General features: G+C 58.5%; 20 protein-coding genes. 9 read left to right on the top strand and 11 right to left on the bottom strand.

Translation table 11 applies throughout. The annotated features are described in order from the left end of the window. Positions 1-110: 110 nt before the first annotated feature. From U1A53_RS16320 to U1A53_RS16310, 3 genes are read right to left on the bottom strand one after another with little or no spacing between them, the layout of a single operon-like run. The gene (locus tag U1A53_RS16320; protein ID WP_322282569.1) at positions 111-1,019 is read right to left on the bottom strand and encodes a manganese/iron ABC transporter ATP-binding protein; all 909 of its coding nucleotides are present in this window, start codon (positions 1,017-1,019) and stop codon (positions 111-113) included. 2 nt (positions 1,020-1,021) lie between these two features. Continuing rightward, positions 1,022-1,921, bottom strand: coding sequence for a metal ABC transporter substrate-binding protein (locus U1A53_RS16315; RefSeq protein ID WP_322282567.1), 900 nt, complete (start codon positions 1,919-1,921; stop codon positions 1,022-1,024). A gap of 21 nt (positions 1,922-1,942) precedes the next feature. Then, entirely contained in the window at positions 1,943-2,803 is an 861-nt protein-coding gene (locus tag U1A53_RS16310; RefSeq protein ID WP_322282565.1) for a transporter, read from the bottom strand. 159 nt (positions 2,804-2,962) lie between these two features. On the opposite strand from U1A53_RS16310, the gene mntR reads away from it, so the two are divergent. The 5 genes from mntR (at position 2,963) to U1A53_RS16285 (ending at position 9,758) form a co-directional block, all read left to right on the top strand. Next, positions 2,963-3,415, top strand: a complete 453-nt coding sequence (mntR, locus tag U1A53_RS16305) for a transcriptional regulator MntR (protein ID WP_322282563.1) — start codon at positions 2,963-2,965, stop codon at positions 3,413-3,415. A 142-nt stretch (positions 3,416-3,557) separates the two neighbouring features. Next, positions 3,558-4,394 carry a hypothetical protein gene (locus U1A53_RS16300; protein ID WP_322282561.1) on the top strand — a complete coding sequence of 279 codons (837 nt, stop codon included), beginning with the start codon at positions 3,558-3,560 and terminating at the stop codon, positions 4,392-4,394. 7 nt (positions 4,395-4,401) lie between these two features. Beyond that, the gene (locus U1A53_RS16295; RefSeq protein WP_322282559.1) at positions 4,402-5,685 is read left to right on the top strand and encodes an FHA domain-containing serine/threonine-protein kinase; all 1,284 of its coding nucleotides are present in this window, start codon (positions 4,402-4,404) and stop codon (positions 5,683-5,685) included. A gap of 15 nt (positions 5,686-5,700) precedes the next feature. Continuing rightward, positions 5,701-9,228: a protein kinase gene (locus tag U1A53_RS16290; RefSeq protein WP_322282558.1), complete on the top strand. Its 3,528-nt coding sequence runs from the start codon at positions 5,701-5,703 to the stop codon at positions 9,226-9,228. Positions 9,229-9,254: 26 nt separating this feature from the next. Continuing rightward, entirely contained in the window at positions 9,255-9,758 is a 504-nt protein-coding gene (locus U1A53_RS16285; protein ID WP_322282556.1) for a hypothetical protein, read from the top strand. A gap of 58 nt (positions 9,759-9,816) precedes the next feature. On the opposite strand, the gene U1A53_RS16280 is transcribed toward U1A53_RS16285, so the two are convergent. Next, positions 9,817-10,407 carry a sigma-70 family RNA polymerase sigma factor gene (locus U1A53_RS16280; RefSeq protein WP_322282554.1) on the bottom strand — a complete coding sequence of 197 codons (591 nt, stop codon included), beginning with the start codon at positions 10,405-10,407 and terminating at the stop codon, positions 9,817-9,819. Positions 10,408-10,508: 101 nt separating this feature from the next. On the opposite strand from U1A53_RS16280, the gene U1A53_RS16275 reads away from it, so the two are divergent. Further along, positions 10,509-11,237, top strand: a complete 729-nt coding sequence (locus U1A53_RS16275) for a metallophosphoesterase family protein (RefSeq protein ID WP_322282552.1) — start codon at positions 10,509-10,511, stop codon at positions 11,235-11,237. Positions 11,238-11,258: 21 nt separating this feature from the next. Here the strand turns inward: U1A53_RS16275 and U1A53_RS16270 are convergent, their stop codons facing one another. The 4 genes from U1A53_RS16270 to U1A53_RS16255 all read right to left on the bottom strand — a co-directional run bounded on the left by U1A53_RS16270 (position 11,259) and on the right by U1A53_RS16255 (position 16,644). Continuing rightward, positions 11,259-12,551, bottom strand: a complete 1,293-nt coding sequence (locus U1A53_RS16270; protein ID WP_322282551.1) for a DUF1501 domain-containing protein — start codon at positions 12,549-12,551, stop codon at positions 11,259-11,261. A gap of 10 nt (positions 12,552-12,561) precedes the next feature. Beyond that, positions 12,562-15,435: a DUF1549 domain-containing protein gene (locus tag U1A53_RS16265; protein WP_322282549.1), complete on the bottom strand. Its 2,874-nt coding sequence runs from the start codon at positions 15,433-15,435 to the stop codon at positions 12,562-12,564. After that, positions 15,432-16,007: an RNA polymerase sigma factor gene (locus tag U1A53_RS16260; protein ID WP_322282548.1), complete on the bottom strand. Its 576-nt coding sequence runs from the start codon at positions 16,005-16,007 to the stop codon at positions 15,432-15,434. The genes U1A53_RS16265 and U1A53_RS16260 overlap by 4 nt, the downstream gene beginning before the upstream one ends. Positions 16,008-16,077: 70 nt before the next feature. Continuing rightward, positions 16,078-16,644 (bottom strand): septal ring lytic transglycosylase RlpA family protein, encoded by a 567-nt coding sequence (locus tag U1A53_RS16255; RefSeq protein WP_322282547.1) that lies wholly within the window; start codon positions 16,642-16,644, stop codon positions 16,078-16,080. Between the two features lie 62 nt (positions 16,645-16,706). On the opposite strand from U1A53_RS16255, the gene U1A53_RS16250 reads away from it, so the two are divergent. Continuing rightward, positions 16,707-17,678 carry an alpha/beta fold hydrolase gene (locus U1A53_RS16250; RefSeq protein WP_322282545.1) on the top strand — a complete coding sequence of 324 codons (972 nt, stop codon included), beginning with the start codon at positions 16,707-16,709 and terminating at the stop codon, positions 17,676-17,678. Positions 17,679-17,685: 7 nt separating this feature from the next. Here the strand turns inward: U1A53_RS16250 and U1A53_RS16245 are convergent, their stop codons facing one another. Together U1A53_RS16245 and U1A53_RS16240 are read right to left on the bottom strand one after the other, a co-directional pair. Further along, entirely contained in the window at positions 17,686-18,762 is a 1,077-nt protein-coding gene (locus tag U1A53_RS16245; RefSeq protein ID WP_322282544.1) for a hypothetical protein, read from the bottom strand. A 3-nt stretch (positions 18,763-18,765) separates the two neighbouring features. Beyond that, a complete protein-coding gene (locus U1A53_RS16240; RefSeq protein WP_322282543.1) occupies positions 18,766-19,677 on the bottom strand; it encodes a DUF2167 domain-containing protein in 912 nt (303 codons plus the stop codon). A gap of 120 nt (positions 19,678-19,797) precedes the next feature. On the opposite strand from U1A53_RS16240, the gene U1A53_RS16235 reads away from it, so the two are divergent. Beyond that, complete coding sequence (locus tag U1A53_RS16235; RefSeq protein ID WP_322282542.1) at positions 19,798-20,574, top strand: hypothetical protein; 777 nt, start codon at positions 19,798-19,800, stop codon at positions 20,572-20,574. A 5-nt stretch (positions 20,575-20,579) separates the two neighbouring features. On the opposite strand, the gene U1A53_RS16230 is transcribed toward U1A53_RS16235, so the two are convergent. Further along, entirely contained in the window at positions 20,580-21,008 is a 429-nt protein-coding gene (locus U1A53_RS16230; RefSeq protein WP_322282540.1) for a hypothetical protein, read from the bottom strand. 82 nt (positions 21,009-21,090) lie between these two features. On the opposite strand from U1A53_RS16230, the gene U1A53_RS16225 reads away from it, so the two are divergent. Continuing rightward, the gene (locus U1A53_RS16225; protein WP_322282538.1) at positions 21,091-21,729 is read left to right on the top strand and encodes a hypothetical protein; all 639 of its coding nucleotides are present in this window, start codon (positions 21,091-21,093) and stop codon (positions 21,727-21,729) included. Positions 21,730-21,775 lie beyond the last annotated feature (46 nt).

Below are 21,775 nucleotides of genomic sequence, written 5' to 3'. Positions count from 1 at the left end.
ACGAATGACGAAAGAATGATGAAGTCCGAATGACGATGTTCTAAAGCATTGAAGTGCCTGAATGCCTTTGTCTGGACATTCGTCATTCGTCATTCGGATTTCGTCATTGTTCACTCGCCCACCTCCTTCTCCCGCTCCTTCACCAGTTTCTCCCTGCCGTGGCGATCCGTGTACTCCAAATGTCCGTCTTTGCCGAAGACCAGCGGGCGTTCATCGTCGGTGAGCAGCTTCACGGTTCTGCCATCGTGCTCCTGGATGGTCGATTGCTCGAAGCGGAACTGCCGCAGCACGCCGCCGAAGGCGCGGGAGAGGTTGTCCTCCGTGAACACCTGCTCCGTGGGCCCGAAGGCGAGCACGGTGCGGTTCACGAGCACGACTTGGTCGCAGAACTCGGGCACGCTGCCGAGGTTGTGGGTTGAAACGAGGATGATGTGGCCTTCCTCGCGCAAGTCGCGCAGCAGTTCGATGATGGCGGACTCCGTCTGCACATCCACGCCGGTGAAAGGCTCGTCTAGCAGCATGATGCGGCCACGTTGAGCCAGGGCTCGGGCGAGGAAGACGCGTTTCTTCTGCCCGCCGGAGAGTTCGCCGATCTGGCGGTCGGTGAAGTCGCTCATGCCCACACGTTCGAGGCACTCTTGCGCGATGCGTTTGTCCTCGACACGCGGGATCCGCATGAAGCTCATGTGGCCGTAGCGGCCCATCATCACCACGTCCCAGACGCTGACGGGGAAAGTCCAGTCCACCTCCTCGCTTTGCGGCACATAGGCGACGAGTTTGCGTTTCCGTGAAGCTTCGACTGTGAGCCCCGCAATGCTCACACTGCCTTTCGCCGGGCGGAGGAAGCCCATGATGGCTTTGAAAAGCGTGCTCTTGCCGCTGCCGTTCACGCCGACCAGGGCGCAGATGGTGCCAGCTCCGAGCGTGAATGAGGCGTCCCGCAGCGCGATGTGACCGTTGGTGTACGCCACGGTGACATCGGCGACTTCAATGGAGAGCGGCGGGGCGGTGTCGTGCATTGTCAGGGATTGGCGAACGCCTTCACGATGGTGTCGGCGTTGTATTGCAGCAGCTTCAGATACGTCGGCGCGGGGCCGTCGTCGCTGGTGAGCGAGTCCACATACAGCACACCGCCGTAACGCGCACCGGTTTCCTTCGCCACTTGCAGCATGGCCTTGTCGCTGATCGTGCTTTCCGAGAACACGACCGGGATTTTGTTTGAGCGCACGGTGTCCACGACCTTCTGCACCTGCTGCGGCGTGCCCTCCTGGTCCGCGTTGATGGGCCAGAGATAAAGCTCCTTCATGGCGTAGTTGCGTGTCAGATAGGAAAACGCGCCTTCGCAGCTCACGAGCCAGCGCTGGTCCGCAGGAATGGCCTCCAGCGCCTTGCGCACGGGTTCATCCACAGCGCGGAGTTCGGCGGTGTAGGCGGCGGCGTTCTTCGTGTAGGTGGCCTCGTTGGCGGGGTCCAGTTTCACCAGCGCTTTGCGGATGTTTTCCACGTAGATGATCGCATTTGCGGGAGACATCCAGGAATGCGGGTTCGGCTTGCCCGTGTAAGGCCCCTCGCCGATGCCCATTGGCTCGACGCCTTCGGTCAGCACCACGCTGGGCACGTCCTTCACCTGCTGGAGGAATTTTTCAAACCAGCGCTCCAGCCCCAGGCCGTTCCAGAGCACGAGATCGGCGTCCTGCGCCTTCACGAGATCGAGTGGCGTCGGCTCATAGTCGTGAATCTCTGCACCCGGCTTCGTGATGGATTCCACGATGGCCGCTGTGCCCGCGACATTCTGCGCAATGTCCTGGATGATGGTGAAGGTGGTCAGAATGCGCTTCGGGCCTGTTTTGGATTTTTCAGCCGACGGGCCGCATGCGACCAATGCGACGCATAGAATGGCGAGGGAAAGACGTGTTTTCATCGTGTGTGGTCTTGGTGATTTTTAATAACGAAAACTCATGCCGCTGAAGACGCCGATGTCCTCGGCGGCGCGGTTCAGGCCAATGCGCACCCCGGCGTCGAATACCAGATTGTCCGTGACAGCGAAAGTCAGGCCGCCGTCCAGCAGCGCCCGGAAGTCCGTCGAGGCACCCGCGACGCCGACCAGTTCCACATACATGCCCAGCTTTTCGGTGAGGCTGACGCCGATGGTGACGGAATGCAGCCACTCCAGGTCGTAGCCGCCTGTGTTTGCATCGCTCACCAGATCCATTTGAGTCATCAATCCCAGGCTCACACGATCACTGAGCGTGACCGACAAAGGAACGATCAAGCCGCCCTCCCATTCGTTGTTGCTCAGGCGTGTGCCGGTGGGAATTTTCACATACGGCATGATGGCCAGGGCCGTGATGCCCTCGTCGTTTCCCCAGACGTTCATCTTCAAGCGCAGGGTGACATCGCTGAAACCGGACAGCTTGTCCGTGACTTCGTCGGTCGTGGACCGTCCCTGCGTGTAGGTGTCGAACATGATCTGGAGATCCACATCGTGCGACAGGCCTGCCTTGAAGTTCATCTGACCGTAGATCCACGCCTGGTTGCGGATGCTGCTTGTGAGGTCAGGACTGAGATCACGGCTGTAGTCGAAGAAGCTCATCTCAAGCTGAAAATGTCCGGCGGGCACCGTGTAGGGGGCCTCCGTCGTGTCAGGCCGGTCTGTGACCATCTCCCGCATCTGATCGACCGGAGTGGGATTGAACAGGTGCCAGGAGCTCTTGTCTTCGGTCGCGGCGGGAAGACTGATGACGCCGAGGAAAAGGGGGATGAGCGTCGTGAATGCGAGGCGGGGTGGTGGTCGGAGGTGCATGAGGTTGAACTATTGCTTGGGTTATTAAAATTAGTCTGGCCTAATTTCATCGGAATGCCATATCCGCAACTTAAAAAGTTAGCCGTGGCTAACTTTTATTTTTCACTTCTGAAAAAACATTTTCAGAAGTGCCGCGCTCCTGCTATGGCATCAGCCTTCATGCCCGCCAAACGCAAGGAACATACCAGCCATCTCGGCTCGCCTGCCATCGAGGACTACCTCGAACAGATTCATAATCTCATCGCCGGAAAGGGCTATGCGCGCGTGGTGGACATCGCGCAGAACCTCGGCATTTCGCAGGCCAGCGTGACGAACATGATCCAGAAGCTCGATGCCGAGGGCTTTGTCGTCTATGAGCGCTACCGCGGCGTGGTACTGACCGAGGAGGGCCGCAAGGTCGGTGCCGAGATCGCCCGCCGTCATGAGGTGCTCACGCGTCTGCTCGCCAGTTTCGGTCTCGATCCCAAAACCGTTCACGAAGATGTGGAGGGCATGGAGCATCACATCAGCCGCCAGACTTTGGAGGTTCTGACACTCCTGATGGAGGAACTGGAGGGCAACTCCGACCTGCTGCGCAAACTGAAGCGAAAACTGGCGAAAAACAGCGACTGAGTTGCTTCAGACGAAGGGAGCAATCGGCACGCCGCGTTTGGCTCCCGTGCCGCCATAGATGTTGAAGCTGCCGGTTTCCCGTGGGCAGGTTGACGATTTTTGACGAACTCCGTAGGTGCTGGTGAAACCACCCTTCATCACCATGCAAACCGCCAAACACTCCCGTGAATCCGCCGCCAAAGGCGACGACCAGATTGCCTTCGAGAACGGCATCTCTTTTCAGAATGCCGGCCGTCATGTCACTGCGCTCGAATGGTATGCCGACGTCAAACCGACCGGTGGCCGCTGGGATATCCGGGCTTCGGCGGGCAGGATCGCCTTGCTGATCGCTATGAACCGGGCGGAAGAGGCCGTCGTCGTGGGGATGCAGGCTTTGAAGCGTATGCGGTTCTATTCGGTGTCGCTTGTCGTGCAGACCTCGCGAGCGTTGAATGTGGTGCAGGGGCCGCTGTCTGCGTTGAACCTGTGCCGCCAGGCACTCAGGCATGCGACATTTCAGCAGAGTCCGCATGTGTGGTTCTCAGCCGCTGCCTTTGCCTCGCAGTGCCACCAGTTTGGCCGCAGCCTCCGCTACCTGAGAGGTTTCTTCGACTGCTGCGACGAGTCCTTCGGCGGTGATCTGTTCAGCGACCTCGATTTTGCACCACTCTGGGAGCATTTGCGGTGCGAAGCGCCGACTGACGAGGAGATCGCTGCGCTGCGGACACTGGCGACGCACCATCATCGTTCGCTCGTTGCCGGGCTGCGCTGCCCGCTCAGCTTCGAGAGCATCGGCCATGTGCCTCCCGGCTTGCGCCGGTTCCTGTGCCTCAACCTTGCCACCATGACCTGGGTGCCACGCCCTGATGCCACGCCAGCACAGCAGGCCACCTTTCAGACATGGTACGATGCCGTGCGACAGGAGGCTTGGCAATCTTTTGAGCATGCCGTGGGCAAAGCTCTTGCCATCCACACTGCCACCAGCGGAGAATGCGCCTGAATTCATCATGTCCGCCTCCGTCCAGCTCCGCATCACCGAAGGCACTGCCAAGGGCAAGGTCTTCACCTTCGCCGCGCACGACACTTTCTTCCTCGGGCGGCATCCTGACTGCCATATGCATCTGCCGGATGACACCTGCGTCTCGCGCCACCATTTCATTCTGGAAGCCTGCCCGCCACAGGCCTGCGTGCGCGATCTCGGCAGCCGCAATGGCACTTACGTCAACGGGCGCAAGGTCGGCGGACGCAAGGAAGGCGAATCACCCGAAGAAGGCGCACGCCGCGCCTATCCCGAAGTCACCCTCAAGCACGGTGACCGCATCCAGGTGGGCGACACTGCTCTCGAAGTCCACGTCACGCAGGCGGAGAAGCAGGCTGGGCCACCGCCCGCCGTTCCCGTGCCCAGCTTTGATGAACTCAATCCCAAACAGCTTGCCGATCTCCTGCTCAAGGCCGCGAAGAAAGGCGAAGCACCCCGGCTCGACGTCCCCGGCTATCAGATCGAGAAGGAACTTGGCCGTGGCGGTTTTGGCGTCGTCTTCCGTGCGCGGCGCATCGCTGATGGCGTCACCGTCGCCATCAAGGTGATGCTTCCTCGAGTTGCTGTTCCTCCAGTCGAGATCGAAAAATTTCTGCGGGAGATGACCATCACTGCGCAGCTACGCCATGCGAACATCGTCAAGTTGTTCGACCAGGGCCATTGCAACGGCATCCCATGGTTCATCATGGAATACTGCGAGGGCGGCAGCCTGTGGGACTTGATCATGAAACACGGCGGCAAGCTCCCGCTCAAGGTCGCCCAGCCCATCATGCTCGCCGCGTTGGAGGGCCTCGCCCACGCGCATCAGCAGGGAATCGTGCACCGCGACCTCAAGCCGCATAACATCCTCCTCGACTGCGGCGTGGCCCGCATCTCCGACTTCGGCCTCGCCAAGAACTTCCAGCAGGCCGGTCTCAGCGGTCTCAGCGTCACCGGCAACTACGCTGGCACCCCACTGTTCATGCCACGCGAACAGCTCATCAATTTCAAGCATCTCAAACCCGTCTCCGATGTCTGGAGCATGGCAGCGACGTTCTACTTCATGCTCACTGGCACTTTCCCGTATCCGTTTACAGAGAAGCGCGACCCGATTGATGTCATCCTGAACGAGGAGATCGTTCCTCTTGAGAAGCGTGACAAAACGATCTCGCCGAAATTAGCTGCGTGGCTGAATGCAACCCTTTCAGTCGATCTCAAGAGGCGTAGTCAGTCGGCGGGTGAAATGTTGGCAGCCGCTCGCTCAGTTTTGTAACCGCATCCGGCCTCCATGAATTACCTTGATCCAGATGAAGTCCCATCAGAATGGCAGCTTGGAGATGTGATTCTCGACCTCTATGAGGTGTGTCCCGTCACCGAGGGTTTCGGCGCTGAGGCACATCAGAAGAACTACCACGAGGGAGGTTTTGGCCGAGTTTACAAAGTCTACCACAGAACCTGGCGGCGCGAGCTGGCTGTTAAAACACCCCGTGCGCACGTTTTTAACACACAAGAGCAGAAGGATTCATTCTCAAAAGAATGCCAAACTTGGATTAACTTGGGACTGCACCAACACATAGCCGCCTGTCATTATGTGCGCGAACTCGGCGGGCTGCCGCGAGTGTTTTCGGAATACGCGGACGCAGGCACACTTGAAGAATGGATACGAGCTAGACGACTTTATGAAGGCGACGAGCTGACCTCCTTGGCTCGAATTCTTGATGTGTCGATACAGTTCGCTTGGGGGTTACACTATTCCCACGAGAGAGGCGTCATCCACCAAGACGTGAAACCACTCAATGCATTGATGTGGGAAGATGGAACTGTCAAAGTAAGTGATTTTGGTCTTGCTGGCGCGAAGGTCGCGGTAGGTTCTTTGAACACTGCTGCGGCTGCTCTATATGGCAAGAATTCCATAATGGCTTCGACGGGCGGGATGAGTCCACCCTATTGCTCACCAGAGCAGTCCGAAGGACAAACGCTTGACCGCCGCACAGATATTTGGTCTTGGGCTGTCAGCGTTCTCCAGATGTTTCAAGGAGATGTTACATGGCACTCAGGCAGTGTTGCGGGTGCAGCGCTCGAGTTTTTCATTGAAAATGGAGGGACGGAAGAAGGAATACCCTCTATGCCTGATGGAGTGGTGGCCTTGCTAAGGCGGTGCTTACAACAGAATTCGGCATTGCGTCCCAGAAGTCTCCTGGATTGTGCCATAGCTTTCCGCGAAGTTTATGTCGCAGAAATTGGTGTTCCTCACCCACGCCACGAGCCAATAGCCGCCGCCGACACCCCAGATGCTCTCAACAATCGAGCGCTCTCCTTGATTGACTTGGGCAAGTTCGACGATGCAGAGAAATTTTTTATCCAAGCCCTAAATCTAGACAAACACCACCTGGCATCGACCTACAACCGAAGCATCATGCTTTGGAGAGAAGGGAAGCTCACTGATGAGGAAGTGTTGGTGAATCTCGAAGAAATTAGAGGGGATGACGTCAACAATACAAACTTGGAATGCGCCTTGGGCTGGGTTAGGAATGAAAATGCGGATTTTACAAAAGCGCTCTATCATTTCGACGAAGCCATCAAACTAGGTGGTGGTGACACTGCTCAAGGGGTTCTGGAAAAGACTCGCGCATTAGCGCAATTTGGTTCAGGGCAATGTTTGAATATTTTCGAGGGGCACACTGACGACGGTGTTAATTCCGTGTCGTTCTCGCCTGATGGACGCCACATCCTGTCCGCAGGGAGGGATTTCAGTTCCAAGACGGACCCCATTCGACTGTGGGAAACAGAATCTGGAGAGTGCGAACTCATTTTTGGAGAGAGTGGTAGCGGAACGTTGGTTTCATTTTTGCCTGATGGTCAGCATGCCATTTCATCCGGTTGTTTATCGGACCTGAGTCTTTGGGATCTTGCCACTGGCCAATGTTTGCGCACGTTTGAGGAAAGCCCGCAACACACTTATTGCATGGCAGTCTCGCCTGATTGCCATCATGTGGTTACCGGTGGCTCAAGTGCTGGCCTATACCTATGGGACATGGCGACAGGACGACGGCTATATGATTTTCCGCTGCCCATGAGCTGTGTCACCGCTGTAGCGATTTCATCCGACAGCAAATTCATGCTCTCTGGCAGCAGTGACAATGCGCTACGATTGTGGGATTTGTCCACCCGCCAATGCATACTCAAATTTGATGGTTTGAATGATAAAATCAGCGCAGTGGCATTTTCACCTGATGGTCGCTACGCTCTTACTGGCAGCGGTTCAAGTCATGATTGCAAAGACAAAGCGTTACGTTTGTGGGATCTGGACTCTGGTCGTCTTTTGCGGAGGTTTGATGGTCACTTGAACGCAATCACTTCTGTATCTTACTCGAACGACGGCCGTTATGCCGTGTCTGGATGCATGGACAAAAAGGTGCGCCTATGGGATTTGGTTCTCGGACGTTGTTTGCGGACATTCGAAGGGCACGATAATGGCATCAATTGTGTGGCGTTTGCACCGGATGGACGCACTGCAATTTCAGGAAGCGGTCAAAACAATAATAGCACGGATAACACGGTACGACTGTGGGACATTGAAACGGTCATAGAGCGGCGCCGTCAGGCACCTTGGATTTACTCGGTAGTCGTTACTGCTGACGAGGCCATTCAACGTCAGAATTCACACGAAGCATTATTAGCTCGCGCACACACTGCCCTTGATGGAGGCCAAATCCACGAGGCGCTGAACTCGCTGAAGCTTGCGCGAAAGATTCCAGGGTTCGGTAAGAGTGAGGAATGCCTTAATCTCCAGGCCCGAGCCGGTGCGTGCGTGCGCAGCAAGTCCTATGGTGGCGGATGGTTGAAACGCACATTCGAGACCCACACGTCATATGTTACTTCTGTCAGTTTTTCGCCTGACGGCCTATTCGTGTTTTCTGGCGGCAACGGCATGCCTCGGCTTTGGGACGTATCAACGGGGAGATGCTTGCGGTCCTTTGAGGGGCATACTGGATACGTTGTCTCCGTTGCATTCTCGCCCGATGGGTGCTTCGTAGTTTCAGGAGCAGCCGACAAAACTCTACGGCTATGGCAAGTCTCTACTGGAGAATGCCTTCGGATTTTCTTGGGCCATACTAACTGTGTAAACTCGGTAGCATTTTCGCCCGACGGCCGCTTTGTCATGTCAGGGAGTGGTGTGGACAGTAGGAATCAAGCTGATTGCGACCACACCATGCGTTTATGGGATATAGCCAGCGGGTGCTGTCTGCACTCTTTTGATGCAGAAAATAATGGCCCGATCAACTGTGTAGCGTTTTCACCTGACGGACATTTCACCCTCTGTGGCTGCGCTTCTGATATATTTTTATGCGATGTAGAAACCCTGAAATGCATTCGCACTTTCGATGGTGCCAGTCTGACTGGGATTAACTCGATAGCATTCTCGCCAGACAGCCGGTTTGCGCTCTCCGGCAGCGGTAACATTTTTCAAAAAATTCAACAGCTTCATCTATGGGACATAGCCACAGGTCGATGCTTGCGCACCTTCGAGGGGCACACAGGACAAGTTTACTCGGTCGCGTTTTCGCATGATGGTCGGTTTGCACTCTCTGGAAGTGGAGACCACAGTCACGGCAAAGACAAAACTCTGCGATTATGGGAAGTGGCGACTGGTAAATGCCTGCGTGTCTTCGAGGGACACGCCGATAGCGTGAACTCTGTGGCATTTTCGCCGAACGACCGCTTTGCACTGTCAGGAAGTGGCGGTTATCCAGAGAGAGATTACACACTTCGTCTTTGGGAGCTGGATTGGGAGTATCATTCCGAGTTTGAGTAAATATTACGCACTGCTACAGAGGGTTCATGAATCTCTTGGAGAAAGCTAAAGGAATGCTTCCAAAAATGCCCGAGGATGTATTTAACATTTGGATTCGACCGCTGATTGAAAGCAACGGATGGCCGTTTGAGTCAATCCATTCACTACACAGCAACAGGAATTGGTTCCAATATTTTGGCGGCAATTCGATCCAAACAATTAGCAATCTCGTCTGGCACAGCCAGCAAATCCCTCTGCTTGGCAGCCGCCTTCATCCAAACTCACAACAGATCATAAACTGGATCATTTTATCGTATGTTCATGGCCGTCCCACACCAGTAACGAAGATTAAAAATGGAAAAGGTCGTGAGAGTTTTCTGCGCTCTCGGCAGTTCATAAAAAGCACAGGACGGCTGCATACACCATTGGTCCTCCTTGAGGATTCGCTTGGTTATCACATTTTAGATGGAAACCACCGCTTTGCCGCATGTGTCAGTTTGCGCCCTACTCCGCTGTTCACTGTTGATGCGTGGATTGCGTGCAGGATCTAGCCTCCGAATGAACAATTCTATTCTTTGCCTTGCGGAATCTCAGATACCTTGGGCGTTGTTAGTCAGTCGCCGTCTGCAAAAAACCTTTGGAGTCGAGTCCGCCGAAACCCTGTGTCGCCAGTTGTTCCCGGAGGCTGTTCAAGGCCGCAGCGGCGGCCTTGTGGACCGCTTGCTTCGAGACGTTGAGCCGCTCGCCAATCTCGGCGTAGCTGTGTCCTTCGGCGACAAGAGCGAGGATTTGCCGGGTGCGTGCAGGCAGTGAGGCCAGCAGGTGTTCCAGCACGCGCCGACTTTCCTGCGAGCGGACCTGACTCAGCACATCCTGAAACTCGTCCGGCAGCCGCTGGCTGGGCGCGGTGCTGCCAGTCGTAGTGAACGCTGCGAGGGCGAGATCCGCCTCCGGCCCAACCTGCCGGGCATGTTGGGCCTCCTTTTGATGCAGCGAGTTCAGCGCATTCCGAATGGCCCGCGCCGCATACGCCGCAAACGCCCCGCGTGCCGGATCAAACGCCAGCGCCGCCCGATGCAGCGCCGCATGCGCCACGGCACGCACGTCATCCGCCGTCATGCCGGGAATGTTCGCGTAGCCGCCCGCGATCTTGTCGGCCAGCGGCAGCGCCTCACGAAACAGTGTATCAGCATCGGGCATGGGCGATGTCTGGCACGGGATGCATGGTTCGGCAATCGCCGGGATGCACCGAGTCTGTGCTGCTGGGTTGACGATTTCCCGCGTAACCGGTAGGTGCGGGCATGAACAACTCGGTGGCGATCCTCAGCGACATCCATGGCAATGCCCATGCCCTGCGCGCCGTGCTGCAAGACTTGGCAGACCACGACATCAACGAACGTGTGTGTCTCGGCGACGTGGTGGGCTATGGCGGCAGCCCCGGTGACTGCATCGATCTTCTGATGGAGTACGGCATTCCCTGTGTGCAGGGCAATCACGATGCGATGGTGACCACCGGTGCGGGACTGGATGGCGTGAAGGACGCCACGCGCCAGTCCATCGAGTGGACACGGGGCGTGCTGACTCCGGGGCAGAAAGGCTGGCTGACGGCGTTGCCCATGACGATGCAGGCCGAAGACTATGAGGCTGTGCATGCCTCCCTGCATCATCCTGGCGAGTGGACTTATGTGCTGAGGGCGGACGCTGCCGCGCAGAGTTTTCCGCATCAAACAAGAATGGTCTGCTTCATCGGGCATACGCACTCGCCTGCATTCTGGGTAGAGGGCGATGAACTTGGCGTGGACATCACTTCGATTGAAGCTTTGAGGCCAAACCGCAAGTGCCTCGTGAATGTGGGAGCCGTCGGCCAGCCGCGTGATCGCGACGAACGCGCCTGCTACGCCATCTATCGTCGCGACACCCAGGACATCCTGTGGCGGCGCGTGCCCTATGACATTGCCGGTGCGCAGCAGGCGATCATCCAGGCCGGTCTGCCAGCTTACTTTGCGCAACGGCTGGAGCTGGGGAAGTGATGAAACAGCGACTGAGTTGCTTCAGACGAAGGGCGCAATCGGCACGCCGCGTTTGGCTCCCGTGCCGCCGTAGATGTTGAAGCTGCCGCTGCCGGCGGGGATGAGGTCGTGCGGCGAGACGCCCATCAGCGCGCCGATGGTGGCATGAAAGTCGAGCACAGTGACGGGATTTTCGATGACACGGGTGCCGGTTTCGTCGGTTTTGCCGTAGGCTTGGCCGCCTTTGACACCGCCACCGGCGATGAACGATGAAAAGGCGATGGGATGATGATCGCGGCCGGAACCGTTGATTTTCGGCGAGCGGCCGAACTCGGTGGTGAGCACCACCAGCGTGCTTTCCAGCAGGCCGCGGGCTTCCAAATCCTCTAGCAGCGTGCTCACGGCATCATCCACGACTTTGGCGAGCGCCTCGACCTGCGTGAAGTTGTTGGAATGCGTGTCCCACCCGCCGAGCTCGATCTCGACAAACTTGGTGCCGCGTTCCACCAGTCGGCGGGCCAGCAGCACGCCCTGGCCGAAGTAGTTGGCCCCGTAGTCGTTCACGAGATTGCCTTTTTCCTGGGTGATGTCGAAGGCGTCGAGATCCTTGCTGGTCATGAGCTTGATGGCATCGGCAAAAACATCGGAGTGCGCCTTCACTCCATCCATTGGGAAACGTTTGAGGAAGTCGCTGTTGAGCTTTTCGGCGAGTCCGGTGCGTTTGCGCAGGTTGGTCATGGAGTCGCCGTTTTGAAGCTGGGTGTGCTCCAGGCCTTTGTTGGCATCCAGCACGGGGACGGGCGCGAAACGGGCGTCCATGAAGCCGCTGCTTGGATGACCGGCAAGATCAGCGAGACGGATATAAGCGGGCAGGGTGGAGGCACCCTGCGTGACCTGTCGCGCAACCCAGGAGCCGAGCGCGGGATGTTTCATCGAGGCGGAGACTTCGTAGCCGGTGAGCACTTTGTACATGCCCGGCTCATGCGCGCCCTGCGTGTGATGCATGGAGCGCACGACGGCGACTTTTTTGCCATGCTCCGCGAGTTTGGGGAAGAATCCGGAGATCTGCAAATCCTCGGACTTCGTCTTGATGGTGCGTGTGGAGCCTTGATAGCCCGCCGGCGCATCCGGCTTCGTGTCAAAGGTGTCGAGGTGGCTCATGCCGCCGCGCATGTAGAGATAAATGACGTGACCGGCGAATTTCGGCGCGTTGGTTTCCAGAGCTCGTGCGAGACCAACGGGCGGAACAAGGCTGACGCCGAGGCAGGTCTTTGCCATGCGGGTGATGAATTCACGGCGTGCGAGGTCGTCGAGTCGGTTGAGGGGATGATTCATGGGGGGGCGGTTATTTTTGAAACATGAATTCGGCGGTGGAGAGCAGCATGCGTGCGAGGGCCTTGGCGTTGCGGGTGTCGCCGAGCGTTTCCTGACACGCGTCGAGCTCCTCCTGCGTCGGTTCGCGTGTGAGCACGGCGAGAAAGGCGCCACGGGCGGCTTCGCGAATGTTGTTGAGGCCGCGCAGGTTGTCAGCAAGCGGGCTGCCGGAACGTGCGACGTGATCGAAGAAGTCGCTGTTCAGCATGAGCAGCGCCTGCGGCACAGTGGAGGCGCTCCACGCGTCGCCGATGAAATCACGATTGCCCTGGCCGAACATGCGCAGGAAATGACCGTCCGGCGCGGGCTGCGGCAGCTCGGAGGCACGCTCCAGTCCGCCACCGGCGAATTCCTTCGCCATTTCTTTGCGCAGCCGTGCGCGGCGCTGGTCCGCTTTCATCTCGCGCTCCTCCTCGCCGGCCATCTTGCGTGCCACGCCGGTGACATCGCTGGTTTTTTTGGCTCCGACGGCGGATTCGAGCGCGGCGACGCCGGGAGGATCGAAGTTCAGCTTCACATCGAGATCTTTGACCGCGAGCGCCATCATCGAGTCCCACACCTGCTCGGCGCTCAAACGCCGCACGACGGGACCGGGGAAGCGGTAAATGACTTCGCTATCCACTGGCGGCAGTCCTGCCTCGCGCTGGTAGGCGCGGGTGAGGCAGAGGATGCGCAGAATCTGCCGCACGTCGTATTTCGCCTCGCGCACGACATGAGCGAGGTACTGCGCGAGGTCGGGATTCGCGCAGTCGGCAATCTCACGCACCTGATCGACGCGTCCGGCGAAGGGCAGGCCGAAAAGTTTGGCCCAGAGACGATTCGCGAGTGTGAGGCTGAAGCGCGTGTTTTGCGGTGAAGTGACCCACGCGGCCAGTGTTTCCGCCGGTCGGGCGGTCGCAGGGGGTGGTTCGCCATACAGCACGGCAGCGGGAATGGCATCGCCGGGCTTGCCATCTGGGTATTGGTAATCATCTGGCAGCATCGCGGGACTGCCTTCGTCATTCACGATGCCTGCGCCACCTGCCGCGCGCTGGAGGGCCAGCAGCGCTTCCTTGATGCGTTCATACTTCTGTTTGCGCTCATAGCTCATGCCGGCCATCGCCAGCCGGTCGTAACGTTCCGCGGCTTCACGGATTTTTTCGGCTTCGACGGTGCCGACGGCATCCTCTTTCGAGGCGGTCTTGATGCCGGAGGTCCAGGCGAGGAATTGATGGTAATCTTTCCGCGTCCAGCGGCTGTAGGGATGATCGTGACACTGCGCGCAGGAGATTTGTGTGCCGAGAAAGAGCGTGGCGGTGCTCTCGATGTTCGCGGCGCGGTTTTCGCCATCGCGCAGGTAATAACCCGCCGCAGGCGCTCGCCAGCCGTAGCCTTCGGGACTGAGCAGTTCGCGTGTCCATTCGTCGAAGGGTTTGTTGTCGCGGACGCTCTGTTTGATCCATGCGAGATAAAAATCTCCCTGCACGCCCTCGGCGAGATCGTCCTTCGCACGCAGCAGATCGCACCAGTAGTTGAACATGTGGCTGACGTGGCCGTTGGAGACGAGCAATTCGTTGATCAGGCGGGCGCGCTTGTCGGGTTCCTTCGCGGTGAAGAAGCGCTTCGTCTCATCACCGCTGGGAATGCGGCCGACGAGATCGAGATAAACGCGGCGCAGCCAGGTGGCATCGTTGGCGAGTGGTCGCGGTTCCTGCGCGTGCTTGGTCAGGTCGGCTTCGATAAGTTGATCAATGCGCGCGGCGACGGCCTGCAGTTTGGAAACATCCACCGCCTCGTTTTGCGTCGAGATGATGACTTCTTTCGCGCGCATCGAGGTCCAGTAGCCGAAATTCGCGCCTTCATCGACCCAGCGGCGGATGAGGGCGATCTCGTCCGCGCTGAGCGGCTTGCTCTCGTTCGGCGGCGGCATGAGATCGTCATCGTCCTTCTTGAGGGAGATGGATTTCACCAGCGTGCTTTTGTCCGGCTTGTGCGGCAGCACGAGATTGTCCGAGCGGCTTTTTTCGCGGATCAATTCGAGGTCGTCGAAGCGAATGCCGCCTTTGGGCTTCTTCAGTTTGCCGCTGTGGCATTCGAAACAGGAACGTTCGAGGATCGGCAGCACATGTTTTTCGAAATCGACTTTCGTGGAGGCGTCGGGAATGACCAGTGTCATGTCGCCCGGGGGTTTTGACGCTAGATTCATCGGCGGCGGCAACGTGGATTGCGCCATCGCGGGTGTGGAGGGCGGGGCAGCGGGCTTCTTTTCGGGTTCTGGCTTTGGCACCGCCGCCATGGGTGCCGGAGCTGGTGATGGAGCTGCCACCACTTGCGCAACTGGCTCCGACTTGGGCGTTTCGGTGGTCGCTGGTGCTGTCGGGGCCGGTTTGGGCGATGGGAATGAGAAGGTGATGACTGGGGCGGGCTTCGGCGGCTCGGCGATGATGTGGCCGTGCAGGATCACGCGTTTGCCGGTGCGCTGGGCGACGGTGGGGCCGAGATCGAGCCACAGAAACACATCCGGCCACGCGAAACTGCCGCTGATGAATCCGATGAGCACCGCTGCGGCGGCTGTCGTCCAGCGCGGCAATGAAGTGAACCAGCGCCGCCGTTTGCGCGTGCCAGTCGTCGCCGCTTCGATGCTGAACATGAGATCTTCGACGGGTGACACGCCCACGCTGGCTTCGATGGCTTCTGTCAGCGCTTCCGGCGTGCCGGTCTTCTCAAGAGCTACGCGCAGAAGCGCGTCCATGCCGAGTTGTTGCTCCAGTTCCTTGAGCGTCTCAGGATCGCTCATCAGCGCCTGCCATTCTTCATTGGAAAGAACTCCCTCCAGGGCCTTGTCGATGGCTTCGTCGTCTTTCATGCCGGGGTTTGCTGGAGTTGGGATTCGATGCACTTGCGCAGTTGCTGGCGCACGCGCATCAGCAGCGTGCGCACCGCCAGCGTGCTGCGTCCGGTGCGTTTGGCGATCTCCTCGCTGCTGAGCTGTGCTTCATAGCGCAGGTCCAAAACGGTGCGCTGGTGATGCCGCAATTTTTCGATGCAGGCGGCAAGGTGATCCGATTCGTCGCTCACCGGCTTGTCCGCAGCCTCCAGTGCCATTTCCCAGCGCACCATCTCGGAGTAGCGCTCATGCTTGATGGATTCCCGGGCATAGGCCTTCAGCCGGTCGCGCAGCAGGTTGTGTGCGATGCTGCGCAGCCAGGGCTGCATCGAGCCCTCGTTGAAATCGCCCAGGTTTTGATACGCGAAGACAAAGGCATCGTGCGCCACCTCGTCGATGAGGTCAGGAACGGGAGCGCGCAGCGCGAGAAAGGATCGCAGCCGTTGCACATGTCGCTCCATCAGCCTGCGGAACGCTGTGTCATCCCCTTGTTCGACCCGTCTGGCCAGTTGGGCGTCGGCAGGGGGCTCGGAATCGGGAGAAAGTGGCATACGCTGATGATATGGACGGCCACGATGGAAGTGTGGCGGGAAATTTCACGCCACTCCTTTTTAAGCCAAGTTATCTGGCGCCTGGATAGCCAGCCGGTGGCGGTGGCAGGCCTGAGGGCGGGGTGGTGGTGCCGTAACCGGGTGGCGGAGCACCATAATTTGTGGGTGGCGGCGCTCCGTAACCGGCCGGTGGAGCAGTGTAGTTAGATGGTGGCGGTGCGCCGTAGCCCGCTGGAGGTGGTGAGCCGTAGCTGGCGGCTGGTGCGGTGCCGCCCGGAATCGTCTTGGCCGTCACCGTCACATCACCAAGCTGATGATAGGGGATCTGAATGTACTCGGCGGCGGCGCGGGAGAGGTTGATGACGCGGTTCGGATAATACGGGAAGCGGTCGTTCACCGTCACGTTCACCGTGCGGCCGTTGTAGTGATTCTTCACCTTCACCTGCGTGCCGAAGGGCAGCGAGTTGTGCGCGGCGGTCCAGCCCTGTGGATTGTAAATCTCGCCGGAACTGGTGTAATGCCCCGCATAGTGATCCGCCACGTAGGAGGCGAGTCCACGCGCCTCGTACGCGGGTTTGGCGCAGTTTGCCAGCAGGACCGGCAGCGCGATGACAAGGAATCGAAGAAGGATGTTCATGATCGGCTGCGGTCGAGCATAAGCAGATTGGCACGCGGCACAATCCCGGCAATGATTCGTCAGTGAAAAGACGTTATATCATCACCGGCATTCTCGTGTTGCTGCCGCTTGCGGCTATTTGGTGGGCTGCCGACCAGCTCGCGCATCCGTCCCGCAGGCCGTTGCAGGACTTCCATCATGAATTTCTCGCTGATTCATCGGCGCATGGCGTGGTGTTGAAATTTTTCACCTGTGCCGACAACACGCCCGTCATCGTGTGCGAGCCCGCTCCATCTGGAGTGCTGGGCAAGCGAGGTCAGGCAGTGCGTGAGCAGTTGCTGAGAAAAAACATCACACTGCCCCCCTCGGGCAGCATCATTGGCAATCTCGTGCTCGTACATGGGCGCCGTGGTCGGAAAGAGGACTACCTGCTCATCGCGGAACGATTCTGTTCCGTTGGCTTCCGCTGCATCCTGCTCGATCTGCCTGCGCATGGCGATCATCCGGGACAGATCGCCTGCTATGGCGTGAAGGAGTCGCACCTCCCGGCGATGGCGCTGCAGAGAGCGGCGGCGGAGTTTGGTTTTGAGGCAACACCGGCAGGGATCATGGGCATTTCGATGGGCGGAGCCGTCAGCATTCGCGCTGCTTCCAACAAGGATGCGCCGTGGCGTGCCGCCGTATTGGTTTCGACGTTCGATATGCTGGAAAACGTCGTGCAGCATCAAGCGTCGGGTCTTGTTGGCGAAATGTGCGGCTCAGTTTGGCAAAACATCACCGGCCGGCTGTTTGCATGGAAAACGGGCATGCTGCTCAACACCGCGAACTCCATCGCACTTGTTCCCACGTTGCATTGCCCGACTCTGATCGCCCATGGCACGACGGATCACGTGATTCCCATCGAATGTGGCCGCCGTCTCTATGCTGCACTGCCATCAAGCATCGAAAAACGCTGGATTGAAATCCCCGGAGCCGATCACGACAACGTGTTGATCACCGACTTTCCGATCTATGCCGAGATGGTCGAGTGGATGCTGCGCCACGTTCCAAATTGAAATCAGCTCAGGCAGCCGGGTTTCGTAGTTCCACGCCACCGCAGTCTTTGCAGGTCGCGATGCCAGTCTGAAATTCGGCTCCGCAGCGCGGGCACACGGGCAGTTTCGCGGCGGAGGGAGGATCGTAATCGGCTTCGGCGATGTTTTCGTGACGGAAGAAGGTTTGCAGCGCCTCGGCTTCAGGCGGCATGGAATCATTGTGCGACCAGCCGGGAACGTAGCGTGCTTCGCGCCAGAACTGACGCGCGGTTTGAAGCCAGAATTTTTCATCCAACAAAACACGCCAGGCGAGTGGATGCGGCGGTTCATGGTTGGTGGCGAGGCTCACGACATCCGCTGCGCGCATGGCAAGTTGCGGCAGAAACGCGATGCCGAGCGCACGCCAGCGACGGTACGGAATGAGGGCTTTCATCTGGCGTGTGGTGCACAGGAAGAGCCAGGACTGGATGATTTGCAGCACCAGCAGGACCGCGGCGCCGCCGAGTACCAGCAGGCTGTCGCCAAACCGATGATAAATCACGCTGATGACGCCGAAGCACCAGATGAAGTGGAGGGTGGCGAGTCTTCGCAATGAACGAGTGCGTTTGGCCGCTTCAGCGGCGGTCTGCTTTGCTGCTTGGGTGTCGAGTGAGGCACGTGCGTGCTGGAGAAAGGCATCGCGGCGTTTCTCAGGAGCCAGATCCCGCCATTCGGCAAGACGTTGCAGCCAGGTTTGTGCCTGTGCAGACGAGGCCAGACGCACGCTGGTGGCGGAATCGAGGTGGAGCGTGGCTTCCTCAACACGCAGGGCCAGTTTTTCCCAGGAGATGTTCACGATCATGCGGTCGGTGAGCCGTACACGCAGCACCTCGTGTTCGGGAATGAACAACCAAGGCAGTGCGAGGGTGTGGGCTTGCAGCGGCGGCCATGCGGAAAGCAGCAACGGGGAGCCGCCTGCGATTTGAAACCGCATCCAGGGACGGATCGTGCTCCAACGTGATTTGACCGAGCCTGCGGCCATCCATGCGGTGGATGGCATGAGGCGCAGGCATTCGATGAGATAGAGCAGCGCGAAGACTGCGAAGAGCGTCTGGCCGTCGGTCATGCGCTAGACTCCGGGCGGCTGCTGGCGCGCGCCGAAGAGCTTGCCGAGCAGTTTCTTCAAACCGGCGAGCACGGCGATGACGACCAGGATGGCGGCCTTGCCGAGTTTGGCGAAGAACGCGCCGAGCTTCGCAAACAGGCCCATCTTGGCCGCCGCAAAGGCTCCGGTGCCGGCGATGAGGGCGGTGAGGCCGTATTGCGCGACCTTGTCGCCCTCGCGGAACTCGGCGTAACGCTGGCCTTCCACATAACTAAAGCCGCCCATGGTCTGCTGGAACTCATTGAGAAGGGGCTGCAATTCCTCCGGAGCGCAGACCAATTGGACTTCCATGACACCCGTTCTGCCGAGCAGACGTGTTTCATAATTGATGGAGACGCCGCCCGACTTCAAGCTTCTGACCTGAAGGGCCCATTCCAGAGTGTGGGTCTTGTCGTTGTAGCGTGGCGGGATGGCCCAGCCTTCGAGGGCGAGTTCAGTGAGGCCGCGTTCTTTACGGACCTTGTTGGATTCGGCCACCTGCTCGCGCTTGGTTTGCAGCAGGGCATCGGCGTCGATCTTGTCTTTCTCATCGTCCTTCACGTGACCGGAGTCGTCATAGCTGAAGATGATCCACGGGCCGAATCCCTCGGTGGTGAGCATGCCGGAGGCGGAAGACATCGGCAGGTTGCCAAACAATTCCAACACCTTGCTGGTGGCGCTTCCGTGCGTGAAGCGGTAGCCCTTCGGAATCGCGATTTTGGCCATGCCGCCGAGATCTCCCGTGCCCTCCCGAACCCAGCCGACTTTCTCCATTTCGGAGAGCAGTTTTTTGTCCTCTTCGCTCATGGCCTGCTCGGCAGGTTGTTGGGCGTGGAGATCGGAAAAAACTGCCAGGCAGGCCAGCAGGACAACGTGCGGGATAAGTGGGCGCTTCATGCGCCTCCAATCTGGCGGGGGCAGCCTGCGAACGTCAAGGCATGGTTTTCAGCAGATTCGTGTTTGGCAGCAGGAAAGGGACGCGGCATGTTCGCATGTCATCAAGTTTACCCGCACCGCATGTCTGAACCGAATGCCGCCCCCACTTCCGCTCCGCGTCGCGGGCCGGGATGTTTTGCTTTGCTGACGCTGACGTTGCTAGCGGTGCTGATCATTGGAGGCATCGTGGCCTGGAAGGTCGTGGACTCCGGGTTTGGCATGAAGTGGCTGGCGGAGCACTTTCAAAAACAGACCATCACCGAGGTGTTTCGCGAGAACGTGAAACGCATCGTCTCGACGAATGGAGATGTGCTGGAACTGGCCACGGTGGACACCGAGGAGATGGTGACGAAGTTCGACACCAAGTCGTTGTTCAATGAACTGGTTTACCTCGGCACCACGGTGTCGGAAATTCGTGCGATGGTGGTTTATCGCTACCATCTGAAGCTGTCGGACGACTGGAGCCTGAATGTACAGGATGGGCGCTGTGTGGTGATTGCGCCTGCCATCCGTCCATCTCTGCCGCCTGCGATTCGCACGGAGACGATGGAGAAAAAATCCGAGGCGGGCTGGCTGCGCTTTAATGCAGAGGCGAATCTGGCCGAGTTGGAGAAAGGATTGACGTCGATCCTGGAACGGCGTGCCGCGACGCCGGGCAAGATCAGGCACGTGCGCGAGGCTGCGCGTCAGTCAGTGGCGAAGTTTGTCCAGCAGTGGGTGCTCAAAGAGCAGAAAGAGCGCGATCAAGGCGGCATTCGCGAGATTGTGGTGATTTTTCCTGACGAACCTGCGGCGAAGAGTGCGGCGGAAGCGATGCAGCAGCCCGTCACGCTTCATCTGGAGGTCAAGGCAGACTGACCGCATCAAAGCTGACCGCCCGCAGGATCATAGAGCAGCAGACCCGCCTCGAATTTCACGAAGGTGAGCGCTCCGGGCAGAGCTTCGGGTTGCAGACAGGTGAGGCGGAAGGTCTTGTCCTTCCATAGGCCGTGCCTACCCACCGTGCCCACAATGAGGTTTTCAACCGTGGCCTGCTTGCTGTCACTCACGACGAAGTCGGCTCCGCTGACCGTGGCACAGACGCCGAGGGAGACGATTTCCTGGGCGTTGCGCTGGTCGGTCACGCGTTCAAGCACATCTTTGTGTATGCCAGCATACCAGCCGATGGCCACACCGCAGACGATGCCGATGAAACAGATGACCATGAGCATTTCCAGCAGCGAAAAGGCAGGTGCTGTCCAGCTTCGAGAGCAGGCTTGCGGACGGAAGGAGCAGGTGGAGATGCGTAACACAGGTTTATAATTACCATAAGTCTCTATTCGAGGCAATCTCTCGTTTTGACGGATGGCTGTCTGCATCTAGGACATTCGACGCATGGAAGACTTACTCACACAACTGCCTCGAGCGCTGCGCGAAGCGATCGAATCCGCCGGGTATCGTGTGGTGCGCTGGGCAGCTGCCCGCAAGGTGTTGCAGGCACGCATCGCAAAAGGCCGTATTACCGGTGGTTTGGGCGCTTTTTTGGCACATTGGCTGTCTCTTGCTCCGCTGCGTGCGGTTTCGAACGAACTCTGGCTGACGTTTGATGGGATACCAGATCATGTGCGGCTCGTCGGTGGTGGGGAATCGCTTGTCACTTCGCCTTTGGAGCGTGCGTTGCTGCATTTGCCGGCCTTGCGCCCTTTTTGGAGCCAGGAACTGCGCCAGCAGCATTTTGAGGCGTTGAAATTCATCGTGCCGCAGGCGTGGCTGCTGGATGCCGCAGCGGTTCCACCCGGCGCGGAGATTCAAGGACTCGGCATTACCTCATGGGAACGATTGGACCGGATGAACAGCCGCACCTTGGAAATCCGGGATAAAACAGGCCGTGTTCGCGAGGATTTGCCCGCTGCCCTAGCCTCACGGGACAGTTTTTTGACCTCACGCACTCTTGCTGGAGCAAAACTCAACGCCTGGTATGAGCGTAATGACAAAGATCAGGTTGTGTTGCGTTCTGTTGAAGCGTCACCTTGACGTGTATCACGCTTCCGTGCGACATTCTCCCAATCCAATCAAACAT

This window comes from Prosthecobacter sp., assembly GCF_034366625.1.
Lineage (GTDB): Bacteria > Verrucomicrobiota > Verrucomicrobiia > Verrucomicrobiales > Verrucomicrobiaceae > Prosthecobacter.
Note: the sequence above shows the minus strand (reverse complement) of the source record. Positions and strands in the feature narration are given on the sequence as shown.

What these genes read in the sequence shown, in the direction of transcription:
- U1A53_RS16320 (WP_322282569.1), bottom strand. Translation starts at nt 1,019, where the DNA reads ATGCACGACACCGCCCCGCCGCTCTCCATTGAAGTCGCCGATGTCACC.
- U1A53_RS16315 (WP_322282567.1), bottom strand. Translation starts at nt 1,921, where the DNA reads ATGAAAACACGTCTTTCCCTCGCCATTCTATGCGTCGCATTGGTCGCA.
- U1A53_RS16310 (WP_322282565.1), bottom strand. Translation starts at nt 2,803, where the DNA reads ATGCACCTCCGACCACCACCCCGCCTCGCATTCACGACGCTCATCCCC.
- mntR (WP_322282563.1), top strand. Translation starts at nt 2,963, where the DNA reads ATGCCCGCCAAACGCAAGGAACATACCAGCCATCTCGGCTCGCCTGCC.
- U1A53_RS16300 (WP_322282561.1), top strand. Translation starts at nt 3,558, where the DNA reads ATGCAAACCGCCAAACACTCCCGTGAATCCGCCGCCAAAGGCGACGAC.
- U1A53_RS16295 (WP_322282559.1), top strand. Translation starts at nt 4,402, where the DNA reads ATGTCCGCCTCCGTCCAGCTCCGCATCACCGAAGGCACTGCCAAGGGC.
- U1A53_RS16290 (WP_322282558.1), top strand. Translation starts at nt 5,701, where the DNA reads ATGAATTACCTTGATCCAGATGAAGTCCCATCAGAATGGCAGCTTGGA.
- U1A53_RS16285 (WP_322282556.1), top strand. Translation starts at nt 9,255, where the DNA reads ATGAATCTCTTGGAGAAAGCTAAAGGAATGCTTCCAAAAATGCCCGAG.
- U1A53_RS16280 (WP_322282554.1), bottom strand. Translation starts at nt 10,407, where the DNA reads ATGCCCGATGCTGATACACTGTTTCGTGAGGCGCTGCCGCTGGCCGAC.
- U1A53_RS16275 (WP_322282552.1), top strand. Translation starts at nt 10,509, where the DNA reads ATGAACAACTCGGTGGCGATCCTCAGCGACATCCATGGCAATGCCCAT.
- U1A53_RS16270 (WP_322282551.1), bottom strand. Translation starts at nt 12,551, where the DNA reads ATGAATCATCCCCTCAACCGACTCGACGACCTCGCACGCCGTGAATTC.
- U1A53_RS16265 (WP_322282549.1), bottom strand. Translation starts at nt 15,435, where the DNA reads ATGAAAGACGACGAAGCCATCGACAAGGCCCTGGAGGGAGTTCTTTCC.
- U1A53_RS16260 (WP_322282548.1), bottom strand. Translation starts at nt 16,007, where the DNA reads ATGCCACTTTCTCCCGATTCCGAGCCCCCTGCCGACGCCCAACTGGCC.
- U1A53_RS16255 (WP_322282547.1), bottom strand. Translation starts at nt 16,644, where the DNA reads ATGAACATCCTTCTTCGATTCCTTGTCATCGCGCTGCCGGTCCTGCTG.
- U1A53_RS16245 (WP_322282544.1), bottom strand. Translation starts at nt 18,762, where the DNA reads ATGACCGACGGCCAGACGCTCTTCGCAGTCTTCGCGCTGCTCTATCTC.
- U1A53_RS16240 (WP_322282543.1), bottom strand. Translation starts at nt 19,677, where the DNA reads ATGAAGCGCCCACTTATCCCGCACGTTGTCCTGCTGGCCTGCCTGGCA.
- U1A53_RS16235 (WP_322282542.1), top strand. Translation starts at nt 19,798, where the DNA reads ATGTCTGAACCGAATGCCGCCCCCACTTCCGCTCCGCGTCGCGGGCCG.
- U1A53_RS16225 (WP_322282538.1), top strand. Translation starts at nt 21,091, where the DNA reads ATGGAAGACTTACTCACACAACTGCCTCGAGCGCTGCGCGAAGCGATC.